Source organism: Prevotella sp. HMSC077E09 (assembly GCF_001814685.1).
In the GTDB taxonomy this organism is placed as follows: Bacteria; Bacteroidota; Bacteroidia; order Bacteroidales; family Bacteroidaceae; genus Prevotella; species Prevotella oris.
Map to the genome: position 1 here is coordinate 63,715 of NZ_KV817572.1, position 18,247 is coordinate 81,961.

Consider the following 18,247-nt stretch of genomic DNA (forward strand, 5'->3'; position numbering starts at 1 on the left):
TTACAACAAATTTCGCTAATCACCAAATTTATAGGCACTTATAATTCGTCGAACTCACGTTATTAATAACAAATATAAACAAAATTATGAGACATCTATTTTCTGTCCTTCTCTTCGTGGGAACACTAATAGGCACAAGTAGTTTTATGTATGAAACGACATCTACAACCCGCGCAGAAAACATTAGTTTGCAGACGCAAAAGAAGTATAAGGGGAGGAAAGCTTGTAAGCGTTCGAAAGCCCGTAAGCCAAGTGTCCATAAGAAAAAATCTACCCGCTCTGTTAAAGTAGGTCGGGTTGTATACATCACTCCTACAGGTTCTTGTTACCATTCACGAACATCTTGTCCTGCATTATGGCGTGGAAACTACTCTCGCACATCTTTAAGTTCTGCACGAAGTGAAGGCTATCGTTCATGTTCAAGATGCTATTAACATAACGAGAATTCGTCGAACTCACGTTATTTACTCAAAAAGTAACCTCCAGCGGCATCTTTTGGTCAAAAATATTCATTCTTCTAAGAGTATATGGGGGAAAATTGAGAGGGTAGTAGGTTTTGCAGAGGTCTCTCCATGTTGGAAAGCCTTGCAATCTGCATCAAGTTGCATGCTGTTCTGACGCAGATTGGAGTGCGATTTGAGTCAGATTACATAGTGAAATCAGTTATTTCTTCTTCAGGATGAGGTGTTTGGGGATTTTAACCCACTTTCGGTTTACTGCAATTTTAATCGTACTTCCCTCTTTCTGCTGCAATTCATAGGTGCCGTCAGGAAGTTTCTTGAGGATAGCTTCAAGGTCTTCACTGCCATAGTCGTTGGTAATAGCGAGTTTGGCCGTGGTAGAATCTTTCAGTTCTGCACTTGTGAAAAGCCATTTACGCACATCACGCTTTGCACCAAAGTAACCAGGAAGTTCGCCAAAAATCTCTTGACCAGGAACTTTGATATTATTGTGATAAAAGTCCATCTCTATATATACCTGATACTCATCATTATACAGATATCCTTTGAAAATGCTGTCTTTTTGAGCTTTTATTGTGAGAGCCGACAATAGGGTAAAAGCTATAATCAATGTCTTCTTCATATTTGTTCTTATCTTTGTTTTTTGCAAAGATATATTGTTTCATCAAGAAAAGCCTATATTTTTGCAAATATGAGCATGAATACTTGCTTTTTTTGGAATTTTATATTATCTTTGCCCTGCTATTATTAGTCTTTGTAATGGGTAAGAAGATGAAAGTTCCCAATTATATATTTGAATCAAGTTGGGAAGTATGTAACAAGGTTGGTGGTATTTACACCGTGTTATCAACACGCGCAAAAACTTTGCAGGACGAGATGAAGGATCGTGTGATTTTCATTGGTCCGGATTGTTGGGGAAAGGCCAACAGTCCTTATTTTATAGAAGATTTGACTTTATTTTCAGATTGGCGCATAAAGACCCAGGCTGAAGATGGATTGAAAGTGAAAGTTGGCCGTTGGGATATTCCGGGTCAGTCGATTGCTATTTTGGTTGATTTTCAATCTTATTTTGCTGTCAAAGACCAAATTTATGGTCAGTTGTGGGAGGACTTTAAGGTTGACAGTCTTCATGCCTATGGCGATTATGACGAAGCCAATATGTTCTCATATGCTGCAGCCAAGGTGGTAGAAAGCTTTTATCACCGCAACATAGACAAAGCGGCCAAGGTCATTTATCATGGTAATGAATGGATGACATGTCTTGGTTTACTCTATATCAGGAAACATGTTCCAGAGATTGCTACTATTTTTACGACTCATGCAACGAGCATAGGGCGTAGCATAGCAGGCAATAACAAGCCGCTTTATGAATATCTGTGGGCCTATAATGGTGACCAGATGGCAGCTGAACTCAATATGCAGAGCAAGCATTCTATTGAAAAGCAGGCCGCACATTTCGTAGACTGTTTTACTACGGTGAGTGATATTACGGCACGAGAATGCAAGGAACTTCTTGACAAACCTGTAGACTTTGTTCTTCCAAATGGTTTTGAGAACAACTTTGTGCCCAAGGGAGCTGCTTTCACTGCTAAGCGTAAGCAGGCAAGAAAGACTTTGCTCCGCGTAGCTAATGCCTTGACTGGCGACCATTTTGATGACGACACGCTGATTATTTCAACCAGCGGGCGTTATGAATTCCGCAACAAAGGCATTGATGTTTTTATAGAAGCTATGAACCAGTTGCGGTTTGCAGAAGACCTTGATAAGCAGGTTGTTGCTTTCATAGAGGTGCCGGGCTGGGTGGCAGGGCCACGGGAAGACCTGCAGGAACGGCTGAAGAGTGGCCGTAACTTTGACAGTCCACTCCCTAATCCCACCTATACGCATGGGCTGCATGACTTTGACAGCGACCGCGTGCTGTGCATGATGAATGCTCTCGGTATGCACAATGAGAAGACCGACCGTGTGAAAATAATCTTCATCCCCTGCTATCTCACGGGCCAAGACGGTATTCTCAATCTTTCTTATTATGACGTTGTGTTAGGTAATGACCTTTGTGTCTATCCCTCTTATTATGAGCCGTGGGGCTATACTCCATTGGAGGCTGTGGCTTTCAAGGTTCCATGTATCACGACAGACCTTGCAGGATTTGGTCTTTGGGCCAATCAGGTGAAAGGCAGTTATAGTGAAATTGAAGATGGTGTGAAGGTCATTCATCGCACAGACTATAATTATCAGGAGGTGGCTGCAGCCATCAAAGATACTGTTGTCAAATATGCATCGCTCACGGATAAAGAAGTGAAATCTTGCCGAAGTCATGCCGACAACCTCTCTCGAAAAGCTTTATGGAGCAAATTTATTGCTTATTATCATGAAGCTTATGATTTTGCTTTGCGTCATGCCGAAGCACGAATGGATAAATAATTTTTGAGATTTAAATAAATTGAGATTTATGAAAATTAAAGCTGATTACGTGAATACTCCTCAATGGAAGGAGTTGACAGTGAAGTCTCGACTTCCAGAGCAGTTGAAATGTCTCGACGAACTGGCACACAATCTATGGTGGGCTTGGGACTATGAGGCAAGAGATCTCTTCAAGAGTCTTGACGAAACTCTTTACGAAGAAGTGCTTCACAACCCTGTTGTGCTTCTTGAACGCTTGAGCTATGACCGCAAGGAAGCTATCGTAAAGGATAAGGCAATCATGAAAAAGGTAAAGGATGTCTATGCAAAGTTCCGCGCCTATATGGATGTGAAGCCCGATAAGAAACGTGCTTCTGTAGCCTATTTCTGTATGGAATTCGGTCTGAGTCAGGTGCTCAAGATTTATTCCGGTGGTCTTGGTATGCTTGCCGGTGACTATCTTAAAGAAGCTTCAGACAGCAATGTCGACATGTGTGCAGTAGGTTTCCTCTATCGTTATGGCTATTTCACCCAGAGCTTGAGCATGGATGGTCAGCAGATTGCAAAATATGATGCACAGAACTTCAACTCACTTCCTATAGAGCGTGTGCTTGATGAAAATGGTAACCCAGTGATTGTTGATGTTCCCTATACCAATTATCAGGTTCATGCTTATGTATGGCGTGCCAATGTCGGTCGCATCAGTCTTTATCTGTTGGATACCGACAACGAGCTCAACTCTGAGTTTGACAAGCCTATCACTCACAGCCTTTATGGTGGTGATTGGGAGAATCGACTGAAACAGGAGATACTTCTTGGTATCGGTGGTATTCTGACATTGAAGAAATTAGGCATCAAGAAAGATATATACCATTGTAATGAGGGCCACGCAGCACTCTGCAACTTGCAGCGACTCTGTGACTATGTAGAGGGAGGACTTTCTTTCAATCAGGCTATGGAGCTTGTGCGTGCATCTTCACTCTACACGGTTCATACGCCGGTTCCTGCCGGTCATGATTATTTTGACGAGGCTCTTTTCGGCAAGTATATGGGTGGTTATCCTGAAAAACTCGGTATTTCTTGGGATGAACTCGTGGGTATGGGACGTCAGAACCCCGATGATCATGGTGAGCGTTTCTGCATGAGTACATTTGCTTGTAACACCTGTCAAGAGGTGAATGGTGTGAGCAAATTGCATGGCTGGGTCAGCCAGAAGATGTTTGCGCCATTGTGGAAAGGCTATTTCCCAGAGGAAAACCACGTTGGCTATGTGACCAATGGTGTACACTTCCCAACATGGGCAGCTACAGAGTGGCGTCATATCTATGACAAGTATTTCGACAAGAACTTCATGAATGACCAGAGCAATGAAGAAATCTGGCATGCCATCGACAATGTTCCTGATGATGAAATCTGGGAAACACGTATGGCATTGAAGAAGAAGTTGGTTAACTATATCCGCGAGAAGTTCACAGAGTCATGGCTTCGTAACCAGGGAGATCCAGCTCGTGTGGTTTCACTCTTGCAGCGCATCAACCCCAATGCATTGATGATTGGTTTCTGCCGTCGCTTTGCAACCTATAAGCGTGCACATCTGCTGTTCACGGATATTGACCGTTTAGCAAAGATTGTCAATGATCCGGAACATCCGGTTCTGTTCTTCTTCTCGGGTAAAGCTCACCCTGCTGACGGTGCAGGTCAGGGCTTGATCAAGAAGATTTATGAAATCAGTCAGCGTCCGGAATTCCTTGGTAAGATTATCTTCCTCGAAGACTACGACATGCAGCTTGCGCGTCGTTTGGTTTCCGGTGTTGATATCTGGATGAATACTCCTACACGTCCGCTTGAGGCTTCTGGTACATCCGGTGAGAAAGCCGAGATGAATGGAGTTGTCAATCTCTCTGTACTTGACGGTTGGTGGGTTGAAGGATATCGTGAGGGTGCTGGTTGGGCATTGCCTGAAAAGCGCACTTATGAGAACCAGGCTTACCAGGATCAGCTTGATGCTGCTACTATCTATGGCCTGTTGGAGAACGATATCATCCCATTGTACTACAACCGTAACAAGAAAGGTTATAGCGAAGATTGGATCAAGGTGGTTAAGAACTCAATCTCAACCATTGCACCTCATTATACAATGAAGCGCCAGTTGGATGACTACTATGATAAGTTCTACAACAAGCAGGCACTCCGTTTCAAGAAACTTGCAGAGAAGGATTGCCGCTTGGCAAAGGATATTGCACAGTGGAAAGAAACTGTTGCTGAGCGTTGGGATGCAATCCATGTGGTCAGCAGGGACACTTCGCTGATTGATAATGGCGGGGAAACAGGAAAGAAGTACACAATGACCTATGTCATTGATGAGCAGGGACTCGATGATGCAGTCGGACTGGAGTTGGTTGTACTGAAGAACAATCTCGCCGGTGACGATCATGAGGTATATGCAGTTCATCCGTTCAAGATGAAGAGTCATGAGGGTAACCTCTATACTTTTGCAGCAACGATTGAACCGGATGAAGCAGGTGCATTCAGAAGCTGCGTGCGCATGTATCCGAAGAATGTCAACTTGGCTCATCGTCAAGACTTCTGCTATGTAAAGTGGCTTGACTGATTTGATTTGAAATCAGAATAAATTGTAACGGGAACAGGCTTATTGCCAGTTCCCGTTTTTTTTGATGATATAGTCGTCATAAAATGTAAATGAAATCCATATCCATGGTTTTATTTCCGGGAGGGAGGATTGAATTCTTCAGTATAATCAAATGTTTCAATGTGGAATTTATCCTTTACCAAAATTAACTATAATTGCTCTCATGAAATTTATACATTTGCAATGATACACTTTCGAGCTCTAAATATGCAGTGTGTCTTTCGTAACTGTAATATATTGATGGTCATCGTGTTACATGATTTGAAATGAACTGTGTTTCATTTTCATGTTGGAGGTGTTGCAACTTGGGTTGAATGAGCGTGTAATCAGCGTCATATTAGCGTGTAATTAGCGTCATAATGCGCGGTAAAGTGACTGAGATTGCAATGCGAGAAGATAGAAGCAGAGATGCTGATGTTGTGAAATGATATTGACATTTATCATAAATGAGGCTTTCTATCACTGGTGTTCATATTGTGAACAGATGAGACAGAAGTATTATGTTTGCAATAAAAAGTTTGGTCTTCAGTTGTAAATATGAAGTTAATTCAATTCTGATGAAAACGAATAAAGCGGGCAATTGCAATGCCTGCATTTGCCCGCTTAGTTTATTTTCTGTTCTCTTTTTTATACCAGATACTGTGATGAGATGCTCTCGTTATCCACTACGCGACGGATTGTTTCGGCAAACATGTCGGCAACCGACAGCTGCTTGACCTTTGCACTGCGGTGAGAGTAGGGGATAGAATCTGTGAAAATGATTTCTTCGAGAGCCGAAGCCTGCACGCGTTCTGAAGCGGGGCCACTCATGACACAGTGTGATGCGCAGGCCCGAACAGTCTTTGCACCAGCCTCTTTCATGATGTCGGCAGCCTTGGTAATGGTGCCCGCTGTGTCAACCATATCGTCGATAATCACTACATTCTTGTCCTTTACGTCACCGATAATCTGCATGGTGGCTACAACGTTTGCACGGGCACGCGTCTTGTTGCAAAGCACAAGTGGGCATCCTAAATATTTAGCGTAGGTGTTGGCACGCTTCGAACCGCCTACATCAGGCGATGCAATCACGAGGTCTTTCAGGTGAAGACTCTGCAGATAAGGCAGGAGAACGCCTGAAGCATAGAGGTGGTCAACGGGAACATCAAAGAACCCTTGGATCTGATCGGCATGGAGATCCATCGTGATCAGTCGGTCGATGCCTGCCACACTCAGCAGGTCGGCAACGAGTTTAGCGCCAATGCTTACTCTCGGTTTGTCTTTACGATCCTGGCGTGCCCAGCCAAAATAAGGAACAACGGCGATGATGTGGCGTGCGGAAGCACGTTTGGCAGCATCTATCATCAATAAGAGTTCCATGAGATTGTCGGAATTTGGGAATGTACTCTGAACGAGGAATACGTCGCGTCCGCGGATAGATTCCTCATAAGATACGGCAAACTCTCCGTCGGAGAACTTGGTTACAACCAGATTTCCTAATGGACAGCCCAAACTGGCACAAATCTTTTCTGCAAGGTATCGTGTGTTTGTACCTGAGAAAACCAAAAAAGAGTTCTTTTCACTCATTTCTAATAGTGTTTTATATTGATATGTTAACGTCTGTCAGATAAGACCTGATGTGAGTAATTACTTCTTATGGGATTGATTTCGAAGCGTAATAATGAGTGCTGACATGTTGCGAATAAAGCAGACAAGACTGTTTTCTGAAGATGCAGAAAGCCAAATTCCTCGTAGGAAAGTGAGGACGGTCTTTTGTCTTTATTCACGTGGAATGCAGATTTCATCAACATGATTAGCTTCATTGCGTTTCGACTTTGATGCTGCAAATGTATGAAAATTCTGCCAAACAAGCAATTATATCATCGTAAAAAGTTACCTTTGCACCAGGAATTTTAATTTTAATCAATGATGAAATTGAACCTCGAAACGTTTTCAGGCATCAGCCAACCGATATATATTCTTGAGGAGGCACGGCTGCGTCGCAATCTTAATCTCATTGCAAATGTAGCACGTGAGGCTGATGTGGAGATTATCCTTGCGTTCAAGGCTTATGCACTTTGGAAGACTTTCCCCATTTTCCGCGAGTATATTCATGCTACAACGGCAAGTTCTCTCTCTGAGGCTCGGTTGGCACTTGAGGAATTTGGCAGTAAGGCGCACATGTTCTCACCGGCTTATACCGATGATGAAATTGACGAGATAGCCCGCTGTTCGAGTCATTTGCAGTTTAATTCGCTTACTCAATATGCGCGTTACCATGAGCGGGCACGCAGGGTGAATCCTACGATTAGCTATGGGCTGCGTGTCAACCCCGAGTATTCGGAAGTGGGAACCGACCTTTATAATCCCTGTGCTCCGGGTACAAGGTTTGGTATCAGTGCCGATAAAATGCCCGAAATGCTGCCTGATGACATTGAAGGTTTCCATTGTCATTGCCATTGTGAGAGTGGAGCTGACGTGTTTGAGCGTACATTAAAGCATATAGAAAATAAGTTCTCGCGTTGGTTCCCACAACTGAAATGGATTAATTTTGGTGGTGGCCATCTGATGACACGTCATGACTACGACACGCTGTTGCTCGTCGATATATTGCAGAAATTCCATGTGCGCTATCCTTGGTTGAAAGTGATTTTAGAGCCGGGAAGTGCTTTTGCCTGGCAAACGGGTCCCTTGGTGAGCCAAGTTGTAGATGTTGTTGAAGACCATGGTATCAAGACCGCCATTCTGAATGTCAGCTTCACATGCCACATGCCCGACTGTTTGGAGATGCCTTATAACCCAGCTGTGCGTAGAAGTGAATATATAGAAGCTGACGACAAGAGTTCTCCTTATATATATAGGCTTGGAGGAAACTCGTGCCTCAGTGGTGATTTCATGGGTTATTGGAAGTTTGATCATGCTTTGCAGGTGGGCGAAAACGTGATTTTCGAAGACATGTTGCATTACACAACAGTAAAAACCAATATGTTTAACGGTATCTCTCATCCCGCCATTGGACTTGCCAAACTTGATGGAACACTTGAGGTGTTGCGTAAATATGGTTATGAAGACTATCGTGATAGAATGGATTGAACGTGAAATCTGATTTTTTCTTCAAAAAAACAAAGCAAAAGTTTGCAGGTTAAAAAAAAAGCCTTACCTTTGCAACCGCATTTAGCGAAATGTTCCTTGCAAAGGATAATTGCGGAAATAGCTCAGTTGGTAGAGCACAACCTTGCCAAGGTTGGGGTCGCGGGTCCGAGTCCCGTTTTCCGCTCAACATTCTGAATACACCATTAAGAAGGTTTTTTCCTTCGTTTGCCCAGGTGGCGGAATTGGTAGACGCGCACGTTTCAGGTGCGTGTGTTTCACGACGTGCAGGTTCGAGTCCTGTTCTGGGCACTTTTATTCAGAATGCTTTTACATGTTGGAGAGGTGGCGGAATTGGTAGACGCGCTACTTTGAGGGGGTAGTGTCAATTGTGACGTGGGAGTTCGAGTCTCCTCCTCTTCACATCGTAATAAATGTTTTTTATTTCTCTGCGGAAATAGCTCAGTTGGTAGAGCACGACCTTGCCAAGGTCGGGGTCGCGGGTTCGAGTCCCGTTTTCCGCTCTTTCTTCTAAGGGAAACATACACATCAATGAATTTATATTTAAGATATTTTGATCGCGAGACGCTGGTTTCAAACGTGGAAGAGGCGCTTGATTTTCTGAGTTCTATTCCAGAGATAGGTCTGAATCCTGATTTGGAAGCAGATATTCGGGATTATGTTGCCAGTGATGTTTGCTATCCGAAGCGTTATAAAGTGCGTCAGCGTGTTTATTTTATTATCATCAAGACTATGGCTACCACCATGGAAGATTTCAAGGATAAGAAGGCTGTTCGTCAGATGTCTCCGGTTGTTGACAAGCATGATTTGGCTGCTTCGACAATGACACGGCTTACAGAAATGCAGCCGGGATGGTATGAAGGAACGCTCGATTTCAAGCGCGTTGTGATGATTCCTGCTACAGGTAAGCATGAATACAGAGATACTCATTTCGTTGCCCAGTGTAAGGCCAACTCCGGACAGGACTGCTATGCACGCATCGTTGAATATCTGCGCAGCCGTGTTGACGGTCGTTCTCAGTTCCCCTCTGCCAAGGGAAAGAATTTCCATTTCAAGTATCTTGGCATGTGGAAATAGGCTATAAGTATAGAGAGTATTGTATAATATCATCAATAATCCATTTTGAACGATGAATAAGGTAATGCTTATCGGCAATGTCGGGAAAGAACCTGATGTACGTTATTACGACCACGATCAGGCTGTAGCCCAGTTTCCATTGGCTACGACAGAGCGTGGCTATACGCTTCAGAATGGAACCAAGGTGCCCGATCATACCGATTGGCACACGATAATGGTGTGGCGTGGCTTGGCTAAGATAGTGGAGAAGTATGTTCATAAGGGCGACAAACTCTACATTGAAGGCCGTATCCGTTACCGCACTTATGACGACCAAAAAGGTCAGCGCCGTTATGTTACGGAGATTTTGGCTGAAAATATAGAACTACTCACACCTAAGTCGGAAGGCAATGACAATGTTGCCACGTCGCAGTCTGCCCAGTCACAGACACAGAAGACAAGTCAGTGTGAGACAACAGTAGCGGAGGAAGACGACGCCTTACCGTTTTAAGAAGTAAAAAACATCAACTTTTGGATATCACCTCTTTTATTGAAACTTTTTCAGATGTAAGTTTTCAATCGCCTTCGATTGGAGTCATCTTGTGCATGCTATTGGCGGCAGTATTGTTGTTACTGTCAGGTTTTGCCAGTGGTTCAGAAATCGCATTTTTCAGTCTTTCGCCTACAGACATTGCTGAACTCGACCCCGAGCACAATGCGAAAGACCAAAACATAGATCTCCTTTGCACTGACAGTGAGCGGACGCTTGCTACGATTTTGATTACCAACAACTTTGTCAATGTGACCATTATCATGCTGTGCAACTTCATTTTTGCTTCGATGATTAAGTTCGGTCCTAAGGCAGTATGGCTTGAATTCCTTAGTCTTACGGTGTTGTTGACATTCTTACTCTTGCTTTTCGGCGAGATTATGCCCAAGGTCTACAGTCGGCAAAATTCATTGAAGTTCTGTCGTTTCGCTGTCGGTGGTGTGCTTTTCCTGCGCAAACTGTTCTGGCCTTTTGAGACAGTGCTAATCAAGAGCGGTGTCTTTGCGGAGAAAGTGGTGCAGAAAAAGAACCGCCAGCTGAGTGTTGATGACCTTGAACAGGCGCTTGAACTTACCGACAAGGAAGATATCAAAGACGAGCAGAGCATGCTTCAGGGCATTATCCGCTTCGGTGATGAGACGGCTAAAGAGGTCATGACCTCGCGTCAAGACATTGTAAATCTTGACATTCGAAGCAGTTTCACAGAGGTTCTGAAGTGCGTAATCGATAATAATTATAGCCGAATACCTATCTATCAAGACAATACCGATAATATCCGAGGCATCCTTTACATCAAGGATTTGCTCCCTCATCTGTCGAAATCTGCTGCATTCCGCTGGCAGAGTCTCATACGGCCACCTTATTTCGTGCCCGAAACCAAGAAGATAGACGACTTGTTGCGTGAGTTCCAGGAGAACAAGGTGCATATTGCCATTGTCGTAGATGAATATGGAGGCACAAGCGGATTGATTACCTTGGAAGATATTCTGGAAGAGATTGTCGGCGAAATCAACGATGAATATGATGAAGAAGAGAAGTTCTATTCGAAACTCAACTATAACACTTATGTCTTCAAGGGTAAGGTATTGCTGACTGATTTCTGTAAGATCCTCAATATTGACGATGATGAATTTGCCGATGTAGAGGGTGATGCTGACTCTCTGGCAGGTTTACTTTTAGAGTTGAAAGGCGATTTCCCGAGTGCTCATGAGAAGATAGAATTCAAGAATTTCACGTTTGAAATTCTCTCTATCGAGGAGCGCCGCATTGCCAAGGTGAAAGTGATTGTTCATCCAAAATCTTGATTCCGTGCCACTGTTGTCTGTTAGAAATCTTGCGCCCGATGTTCGGTTGGGCATATGGAAGATAGAGGAAACCGTAGAAAATTTCCTCTCTTCATCGCCGCAGCTCATTGCCGTTTACCGACAGGAGATAGCTGCTTACAAGAGCCATACACGCCAGTTGGAAGAACTGGCGGTTTATTCTTTGTTGTGGAAAATGGCAGGTAGTCCGTTGACGATTACGCATAACGCGGTCGGAAAACCATTTGTGAATGGCTGGCACATCAGTATCAGTCATACGAAAGGCTATGCAGCCGTTATTATTTCGCCAACCGTAGAGGTGGCTATTGACATTGAATATCGCAGTAATCGTGTCAACAGAGTTGCCAATCGCTTCATACGTTCAGATGAAGAAGCGCCAGACATTATCGGTCAGTTAATTAACTGGTGTGCCAAGGAAACGCTCTATAAATACTGTTCTACACAAAATCTCCAGTATTTTGAAATGAAAGTGGCATCTTCAGACCATCCTCCTTTGGTGCGTTATGTTGATAATTTGAGAGCTGCAACACGACATGAATTTGCTTATGAAGTAACAGAAGATTATGTGATGACCTATATTGTGGGAGAGAAAGAATAGGCTTCATAGGTACTGATTTTAACAAAACTACTTGATATAATCCCACATAGTGAATTATAGTTTAATTCTTTTCAAATTTATTTATAATTGCCTTCAAAATACTCGTAAATTTGAAATGCAATCTTTCCTCACTCTAAACATGTGCTGTTTTTCAATGGTTTATAATATATTGGTTGTCAATATGTTATGAAATTCATGCTGAAAGATGACGTCGAATAACGTTGAGAAATCATGCGATTTGCGTCAAATTACGCTGCAATTTGCATCTGGTTACGCTGTGTTTTGATGCAAATAGTGCGATGATTAGCGTCAGATTGCAGTGGAAGATGACAAAAATGGAGGCATCGAAGCCATAAAATGGTTTTGCGCAAGCGCGGAAAGCATGTTTTAATTTCTATTTGGTGGAGCCACGAAGTGTTAAAAACGACCAACAATCTTTACAGAAAGTTTGAGCTATGTTGTGCTTACATAGATATTCAGGCATGTTGTAAAGGAAAGAAATCTTATGATATAGATTGTTTGTCATGGCTATTGGCAAGAGCTATAGACAAGCGTAATACCTTTCAGGATCGGGTAGGGCAGGCATTTCCTTCAGCCATTCTCAACAGCAAACTTCTCTCCAATAGCAAATCCCTCTTCGTAAAGTCGCTCAAGTTTCTCGACATCATTCTCTATTCTTCCCACTTCCATGGGACGCATAGGACGGATGCAAGTGATTTTACCTTCGGCTTCCAACCGGTCGATGAGGTCTATCTGTTGGTTATAGACAACATGACGGTGGCTCAGTACTACGCGTAATCGAGGATAGTTCTTATAGATGAAGGCCGGCACTTTGCGGTCTTTGCCCGTGTCGCGCCAGTCCTTGTTGCGCGTCAGGATAACGACATTGTGTTCGTGTCCGGTCTCTATGGCACGGTTAATCGGTATGCTGTCGATGATGCCTCCATCGAGCATGGGAATGCCGTCAACGGTAACAATCTTGCTCACGTATGGCAGGCTGCTTGATGCCCTGACGATATCGAGCGAGCGTTGGCGGTCAGAAGTCTCGCTGAGATACATGGCCTTGCCTGTCAGACAGTTGGTGGTGACCATCTCAAAGCCTTTGGCATGTTTGAAATATTCATCGAAATCAAACGGTAAGAGTTGGTTGGGAAACTTGTCATAAAGCAGCTCACGGTCGAAAATGCAGCCTTGAGTGACGAGGTGGCGTATGCCAATATACTTGTAACGGGCCAGATAATCAATGTTGGAAATACGTGCACGGCGTGGCTGTCTGCTCACATAGCTCATGCCATTGCAGGCTCCGGCCGACACAGCTACGATGTATCTGAAATAGAGGTCATGCTTCATGAAGGCATCAAGCACGCCACTTGTGAACACACCACGCATGCCTCCGCCTTCAAGAACAAGTCCCGTTTTGCCATTAATTTTCATGTTTTACTGATAATTTTTCACCAAATTGCTTAATTTTCTTGCAAAGATAGCGTTTTTTAATCAGAAATATGTAACTTTGTAGGCAAATTAGAAACAAAACTGAATATGTTTGATACAGCTACATATATACGCCGCCGCAATGAACTTAAGAAGCTCGTTAAGGAAGGTATTATTATCTTGTTTGGAAATAATGAGTCGCCGGCCAACTTTCCTAACAACGGATATTATCCTTTCCGTCAAGACTCCTCGTTCCTGTATTACTTTGGACTTCAGCGGGATGGTCTTGTCGGTATCATTGATATTGACAATGATAAAGACATCTTGGTTGGCAATGATATCGACATTGAAGACATCGTATGGTACGGTTCAGTGGAGAGTATGACAGAAATGATGCAGCGGTGTGGTGCGCAGGAAACGCTGCCGATGAAAGCCTTGAAGACCATTTGCAACGAGGCATTGAGCAAGCATCGCAAGATACATTTCCTTCCGCCATATCGTCATGACATCAAAATTCAGGTGTTTGACCTGTTGGGTGTTCATCCTATCCAGCAGAAAGAAGCTGCCAGTATGGAACTGATCAAGGCTGTTGTCAAAATGCGTTCGGTGAAAGAACAGCAGGAAATCGAGGAACTCGAGCGTGCTGCCGTCATCGGTTATAAGATGCATACTACGGCAATGCGACTGACAAAGCCCGGTGTAACCGAGAAGTTTGTAAGCGGACAAGTTGATGGTATAGCGCATTCCTATGGTGCTATGGTCAGCTTCCCGACAATCTATACACAGCATGGTGAAATCCTTCATGGTGCACCTTCAATGAACAAGCTTGAAGAGGGACGTTTAGTGCTCTGCGATGCAGGCGGTGAAACTCTCAATAACTATTGTAGTGACAATACGCGTACAATGCCGGTCAACGGCAAGTTTACACAGCGTCAGCTTGAGATTTATTCTATTGTTGAGGCCTGTCATGACTATACTTTGGAGTTGGCTAAGCCCGGTGTGAAATATGCCGATGTGCATTTTGCCGTTTGTAGACTGATGTTCGATCGCCTGAAAGAACTGGGGCTTGCCAAGGGTAACACTGAAGATGCGGTGAGAGCCGGTGCACATGCAATGTTCCTTCCTCATGGATTGGGTCACATGATGGGTATGGATGTTCACGATATGGAGAACCTTGACCAGATAAATGTGGGCTTTGATGAAGAAACAAGACCTAATTTGGAGCAGTTTGGAACGAATTGTCTGCGCATGGGACGCCGTTTGGAAGAAGGCTTTGTCGTTACGGATGAACCGGGAATTTATTTCATTCCGGCCCTTATTGATGAGTGGAAAGCAAAGAAACATTGTGCAGAATACCTCAATTTTGATAAGCTCGAAACCTATAAGGACTTTGGAGGTATCCGTATCGAAGACGATGTTTTGATAACGAAAGACGGCTGTCGATTTATTGGTAAAGACCGTATTCCATATCATCCGAAAGATGTAGAGGCTTTCATGGCCAACAATTGAGAATGCAAGAAAAGATAGTAGTAACAACATTATAATTGATTTAGATGAGAAAGTATTTAGTAATGGCGCTTCTTGCCGTGGTGGTATTAGGCGCTAATGCAGAAGAGAAGAAAGAACAGAAGAGTAATGCGAATAAGCCAGTGTTCACCACTGTAAAGGAGAATAAGATTACAAGTATAAAGAATCAGAGCCGTAGCGGTACATGCTGGGACTATTCTACACTGAGTTTTCTTGAGTCAGAAATCTTGAAGAAAACGGGTAAGACGTATGATTTGTGTGAGGCTTTCGTAGCAAATAAGACCTATCTTGACCGTGCCGTTCAAGTGGTACGCCTGCATGGTGACTGCCAGTTTGCGCAGGGAGGAAGTGCATATGATCCGATTTATTGTCTGAAGCATTATGGCATCTGCCCTGAAGATGCAATGCCACTGCCAGGTACACTCTATGGAGATTCACTCAATAACTTCAACGAGTTCTTTGATGTAATGACGCCATATGTACAAGCTATTGCCAAGTCAAAGACCGATAAGCTTTCTACACAGTGGAAGGTGGCATTGCAAGGTATCCTTGATGCCTATCTCGGTAAATGCCCGGAGAAGTTCACCTATCAGGGAAAGACCTATACTCCGCAAACCTTTGCACAGAGTCTCGGCATTGATGCAGATGATTATGTAAGTTTCACCAGCTATACTCACCACCCATTCTGGACTTCATTTGCTGTTGAAGTACAGGATAATTGGCGTAATCCACTCACGTGGAATGTTCCACTTGACGACATGATGCGCATTATTGATAATGCCGTTATGAATGGTTATACGGTAGCATGGGGTGGAGATGTTTCAGAAGAGGGCTTCACTCGCACGGGTTTGGCTTATTCCGTTGACGCTAAGAAAGCACAAAGTCTGAGCGGTAGTGATATGGCTCGCTGGTTGAAACTCACCAAGACAGAGAAGAAGAACGTGCTTGATTCATTAGGTTGCAAGGTTCCTGAGGTTCAGGCAACACAGAAATTGCGTCAGGAACGCTTTGATAATTGGGAGTTGACCGATGATCATGGAATGCTCATTTATGGTATTGCCAAGGATCAGAACGGTAAGGAATATTATATGGTAAAGAACTCTTGGGGGGAAACCGGCGACTATAAGGGTATCTGGTATATGACAAAGAACTTCATTGCCAATAACACAATGGACTTTGTTGTCAATAAAAATGCTGTTCCAAAAGACATTCGTAAAAAGCTCGGTATCTAAGTTTTAGAACCGCTCAAATATGAAAGCACAATCAGAAAAAAAACTTCTGGTTGTGCTTTTTTATTGTTTTTATTTTGTATCTTTGGGCACGGATTGTTATAACCAAGCATGAAAAATCCGCTCGTATGCGTTTTCGCATACCGGAACTCAGAAGAAAATAAAAACGATATAAATGCATTTTAAATGGAATTACGAACCACCTACACCAGAAGAAAGGCAAGCAGCAGATGAGCTTGGAGGCAAGTTGGCGATCAATCCCATACTTGCACAACTGCTTATTCGGCGTGGCATAAAGACTGAGTCGGCTGCCAAGCGGTTCTTCCGTCCGCAATTAGCCGATCTCATCAATCCGTTCTTGATGAAAGATATGGATGTCGCTGTAGATCGACTCAATGATGCTATGGGGCGCAAGGAGCGTATCTTGGTTTATGGAGATTATGATGTTGATGGCTGTACGGCGGTGGCTTTGGTGTATAAGTTTCTTCAACAGTTCTATTCAAACATTGACTATTATATCCCTGATCGTTATGATGAAGGTTACGGAGTGAGTGAGAAAGGAATAGGATATGCGAAGCAAACGGGTGTCAAACTCATTATTATCCTTGATTGTGGCATTAAAGCTATCAAGGAAATAGAACTTGCCAAGTCGCTTGGTATAGACTTTATTATCTGCGATCATCATGTTCCTGATGAGCAGATGCCGCCAGCTGTGGCTATTCTTAATCCCAAACGGGAAGATGACAGCTTCCCTTTCAAGCATCTTTGTGGCTGTGGGGTAGGCTTCAAGTTCATGCAGGGGTGGGCCAAGAACAATGGCATTCCGTTCTCACGGCTTATTCCTTTACTCGATTTCTGTGCGGTATCCATTGCTGCAGACCTTGTTCCTGTGACCGAAGAGAACCGTATTCTTGCCTTCCATGGACTGAAACAGCTCAATCAGAACCCAAGTATTGGCCTGAAAGCTATTATTGATATCTGTGGTCTGAATGGTCGGGAATTGTCGATGAGTGACATCATTTTCAAGATAGGGCCACGCATCAATGCATCCGGTCGTATGGAGAATGGCAAGGAAAGTGTTGACTTATTGGTAGAAAAAGACTACAATATAGCACTTCGAAAGGCCAAGCATATTGACGAATACAATGAGCAACGCAAGGATATTGATAAGCAGATGACCGAGGAAGCCAATGTTATCGTGGCGAAACTCGAAAGCCAGAAGTATCATTCCAGCATTGTGTTGTATGATGAAAACTGGAAAAAGGGAGTTATTGGCATTGTGGCTTCTCGTCTCACAGAAATCTATTTTCGCCCTACAGTGGTGCTTACACGCGATGGAGATCTTGCAACCGGTTCGGCCCGTAGCGTCACAGGCTTTGATGTCTACGCTGCTATCAAACACTGTCGTGACCTATTGATGAACTTCGGAGGCCACACTTATGCAGCCGGTCTGACGCTCCGTTGGGATGATATTCCTCTGTTTCGTAAGCGGTTTCAGCAGTATGTGGAAGACCATATAGCGCCCGAACAGACAGAAGCCACTATTCATCTTGATGCCCAACTTGATTTCAAGGACATTACCAAGAAGCTTTATAACGACTTGAAACGCTTTGCTCCCTTTGGACCTGAATGCACAAAACCGCTCTTTTTCACACAAGGTGTCTACGATTATGGCACGAGTAAGGTTGTCGGTCGTGAGCAGGAGCATATCAAACTTGAGCTTGTTGACTCTAAATCCAGCAATGTTGTCAATGGCATAGCCTTTGGTCAGAGTGCTTCTGCGCGTTATATCAAGAGCAAACGCTCGTTTGATATCGCTTATACTATTGAAGCCAATGTGTTCAAGCACAATCAGGTGCAGTTGCAGATTGAGGATATCCGTCCCGGGGAAGAGCATGAAAGCAAGGGCTTGTTGACAGAAGAAGAATAA

The 18,247-nt window shown here is 43.6% G+C and carries 13 protein-coding genes and 4 tRNA genes; 14 read left to right on the top strand and 3 right to left on the bottom strand.

The window, feature by feature from the left end; translation table 11 throughout:
* Positions 1 to 663: 663 nt before the first annotated feature.
* Positions 664 to 1,083: a hypothetical protein gene (locus tag HMPREF2983_RS08215; protein ID WP_018920789.1), complete on the bottom strand. Its 420-nt coding sequence runs from the start codon at positions 1,081 to 1,083 to the stop codon at positions 664 to 666.
* Between the two features lie 149 nt (positions 1,084 to 1,232).
* On the opposite strand from HMPREF2983_RS08215, the gene HMPREF2983_RS08220 reads away from it, so the two are divergent.
* Entirely contained in the window at positions 1,233 to 2,885 is a 1,653-nt protein-coding gene (locus tag HMPREF2983_RS08220; RefSeq protein ID WP_070667729.1) for a glycosyltransferase, read from the top strand.
* A 28-nt stretch (positions 2,886 to 2,913) separates the two neighbouring features.
* Entirely contained in the window at positions 2,914 to 5,475 is a 2,562-nt protein-coding gene (gene glgP / locus HMPREF2983_RS08225; RefSeq protein ID WP_070667689.1) for an alpha-glucan family phosphorylase, read from the top strand.
* Between the two features lie 666 nt (positions 5,476 to 6,141).
* On the opposite strand, the gene HMPREF2983_RS08230 is transcribed toward glgP, so the two are convergent.
* Positions 6,142 to 7,080: a ribose-phosphate pyrophosphokinase gene (locus HMPREF2983_RS08230; RefSeq protein ID WP_004374044.1), complete on the bottom strand. Its 939-nt coding sequence runs from the start codon at positions 7,078 to 7,080 to the stop codon at positions 6,142 to 6,144.
* Between the two features lie 342 nt (positions 7,081 to 7,422).
* Between HMPREF2983_RS08230 and nspC the strand changes: the two genes are divergently transcribed.
* From nspC to HMPREF2983_RS08275, 9 genes are all read left to right on the top strand, one after another.
* On the top strand, positions 7,423 to 8,586 hold the full coding sequence (gene nspC, locus HMPREF2983_RS08235) for a carboxynorspermidine decarboxylase (RefSeq protein WP_070667730.1): 1,164 nt from the start codon (positions 7,423 to 7,425) through the stop codon (positions 8,584 to 8,586).
* Between the two features lie 111 nt (positions 8,587 to 8,697).
* Positions 8,698 to 8,770: transfer RNA gene (locus HMPREF2983_RS08240), tRNA-Gly, on the top strand.
* Positions 8,771 to 8,813: 43 nt separating this feature from the next.
* A tRNA-Leu gene (locus HMPREF2983_RS08245) sits at positions 8,814 to 8,895 on the top strand.
* A 27-nt stretch (positions 8,896 to 8,922) separates the two neighbouring features.
* Positions 8,923 to 9,006: transfer RNA gene (locus HMPREF2983_RS08250), tRNA-Leu, on the top strand.
* A 28-nt stretch (positions 9,007 to 9,034) separates the two neighbouring features.
* Positions 9,035 to 9,107 (top strand) — tRNA-Gly (locus HMPREF2983_RS08255).
* 28 nt (positions 9,108 to 9,135) lie between these two features.
* Positions 9,136 to 9,681 (top strand): hypothetical protein, encoded by a 546-nt coding sequence (locus tag HMPREF2983_RS08260; RefSeq protein WP_004374058.1) that lies wholly within the window; start codon positions 9,136 to 9,138, stop codon positions 9,679 to 9,681.
* 52 nt (positions 9,682 to 9,733) lie between these two features.
* Positions 9,734 to 10,171, top strand: coding sequence for a single-stranded DNA-binding protein (locus tag HMPREF2983_RS08265; protein ID WP_004378566.1), 438 nt, complete (start codon positions 9,734 to 9,736; stop codon positions 10,169 to 10,171).
* 95 nt (positions 10,172 to 10,266) lie between these two features.
* Positions 10,267 to 11,514 (top strand): gliding motility-associated protein GldE, encoded by a 1,248-nt coding sequence (gene gldE / locus HMPREF2983_RS08270; RefSeq protein ID WP_070667690.1) that lies wholly within the window; start codon positions 10,267 to 10,269, stop codon positions 11,512 to 11,514.
* A complete protein-coding gene (locus HMPREF2983_RS08275) occupies positions 11,495 to 12,130 on the top strand; it encodes a 4'-phosphopantetheinyl transferase family protein (protein WP_004374061.1) in 636 nt (211 codons plus the stop codon). The genes gldE and HMPREF2983_RS08275 overlap by 20 nt, the downstream gene beginning before the upstream one ends.
* Before the next feature lie 591 nt (positions 12,131 to 12,721).
* On the opposite strand, the gene HMPREF2983_RS08280 is transcribed toward HMPREF2983_RS08275, so the two are convergent.
* A complete protein-coding gene (locus HMPREF2983_RS08280) occupies positions 12,722 to 13,564 on the bottom strand; it encodes a patatin-like phospholipase family protein (RefSeq protein WP_070667691.1) in 843 nt (280 codons plus the stop codon).
* Between the two features lie 105 nt (positions 13,565 to 13,669).
* Between HMPREF2983_RS08280 and HMPREF2983_RS08285 the strand changes: the two genes are divergently transcribed.
* From HMPREF2983_RS08285 to recJ, 3 genes are all read left to right on the top strand, one after another.
* Positions 13,670 to 15,070, top strand: coding sequence for an aminopeptidase P family protein (locus tag HMPREF2983_RS08285; protein ID WP_070667692.1), 1,401 nt, complete (start codon positions 13,670 to 13,672; stop codon positions 15,068 to 15,070).
* Positions 15,071 to 15,114: 44 nt separating this feature from the next.
* A complete protein-coding gene (locus tag HMPREF2983_RS08290) occupies positions 15,115 to 16,320 on the top strand; it encodes a C1 family peptidase (RefSeq protein WP_070667693.1) in 1,206 nt (401 codons plus the stop codon).
* A gap of 172 nt (positions 16,321 to 16,492) precedes the next feature.
* Complete coding sequence (gene recJ, locus HMPREF2983_RS08295; protein ID WP_070667694.1) at positions 16,493 to 18,247, top strand: single-stranded-DNA-specific exonuclease RecJ; 1,755 nt, start codon at positions 16,493 to 16,495, stop codon at positions 18,245 to 18,247.

Excerpts from the sequence above, each read along its gene's own strand:
- HMPREF2983_RS08220 (WP_070667729.1), top strand. The coding sequence starts at position 1,233 with ATGAAAGTTCCCAATTATATATTTGAATCAAGTTGGGAAGTATGTAAC.
- HMPREF2983_RS08260 (WP_004374058.1), top strand. The coding sequence starts at position 9,136 with ATGAATTTATATTTAAGATATTTTGATCGCGAGACGCTGGTTTCAAAC.
- HMPREF2983_RS08265 (WP_004378566.1), top strand. The coding sequence starts at position 9,734 with ATGAATAAGGTAATGCTTATCGGCAATGTCGGGAAAGAACCTGATGTA.
- HMPREF2983_RS08285 (WP_070667692.1), top strand. The coding sequence starts at position 13,670 with ATGTTTGATACAGCTACATATATACGCCGCCGCAATGAACTTAAGAAG.
- glgP (WP_070667689.1), top strand. The coding sequence starts at position 2,914 with ATGAAAATTAAAGCTGATTACGTGAATACTCCTCAATGGAAGGAGTTG.
- HMPREF2983_RS08215 (WP_018920789.1), bottom strand. The coding sequence starts at position 1,083 with ATGAAGAAGACATTGATTATAGCTTTTACCCTATTGTCGGCTCTCACA.
- HMPREF2983_RS08280 (WP_070667691.1), bottom strand. The coding sequence starts at position 13,564 with ATGAAAATTAATGGCAAAACGGGACTTGTTCTTGAAGGCGGAGGCATG.
- nspC (WP_070667730.1), top strand. The coding sequence starts at position 7,423 with ATGAAATTGAACCTCGAAACGTTTTCAGGCATCAGCCAACCGATATAT.
- HMPREF2983_RS08230 (WP_004374044.1), bottom strand. The coding sequence starts at position 7,080 with ATGAGTGAAAAGAACTCTTTTTTGGTTTTCTCAGGTACAAACACACGA.
- HMPREF2983_RS08290 (WP_070667693.1), top strand. The coding sequence starts at position 15,115 with ATGAGAAAGTATTTAGTAATGGCGCTTCTTGCCGTGGTGGTATTAGGC.
- recJ (WP_070667694.1), top strand. The coding sequence starts at position 16,493 with ATGCATTTTAAATGGAATTACGAACCACCTACACCAGAAGAAAGGCAA.
- gldE (WP_070667690.1), top strand. The coding sequence starts at position 10,267 with ATGCTATTGGCGGCAGTATTGTTGTTACTGTCAGGTTTTGCCAGTGGT.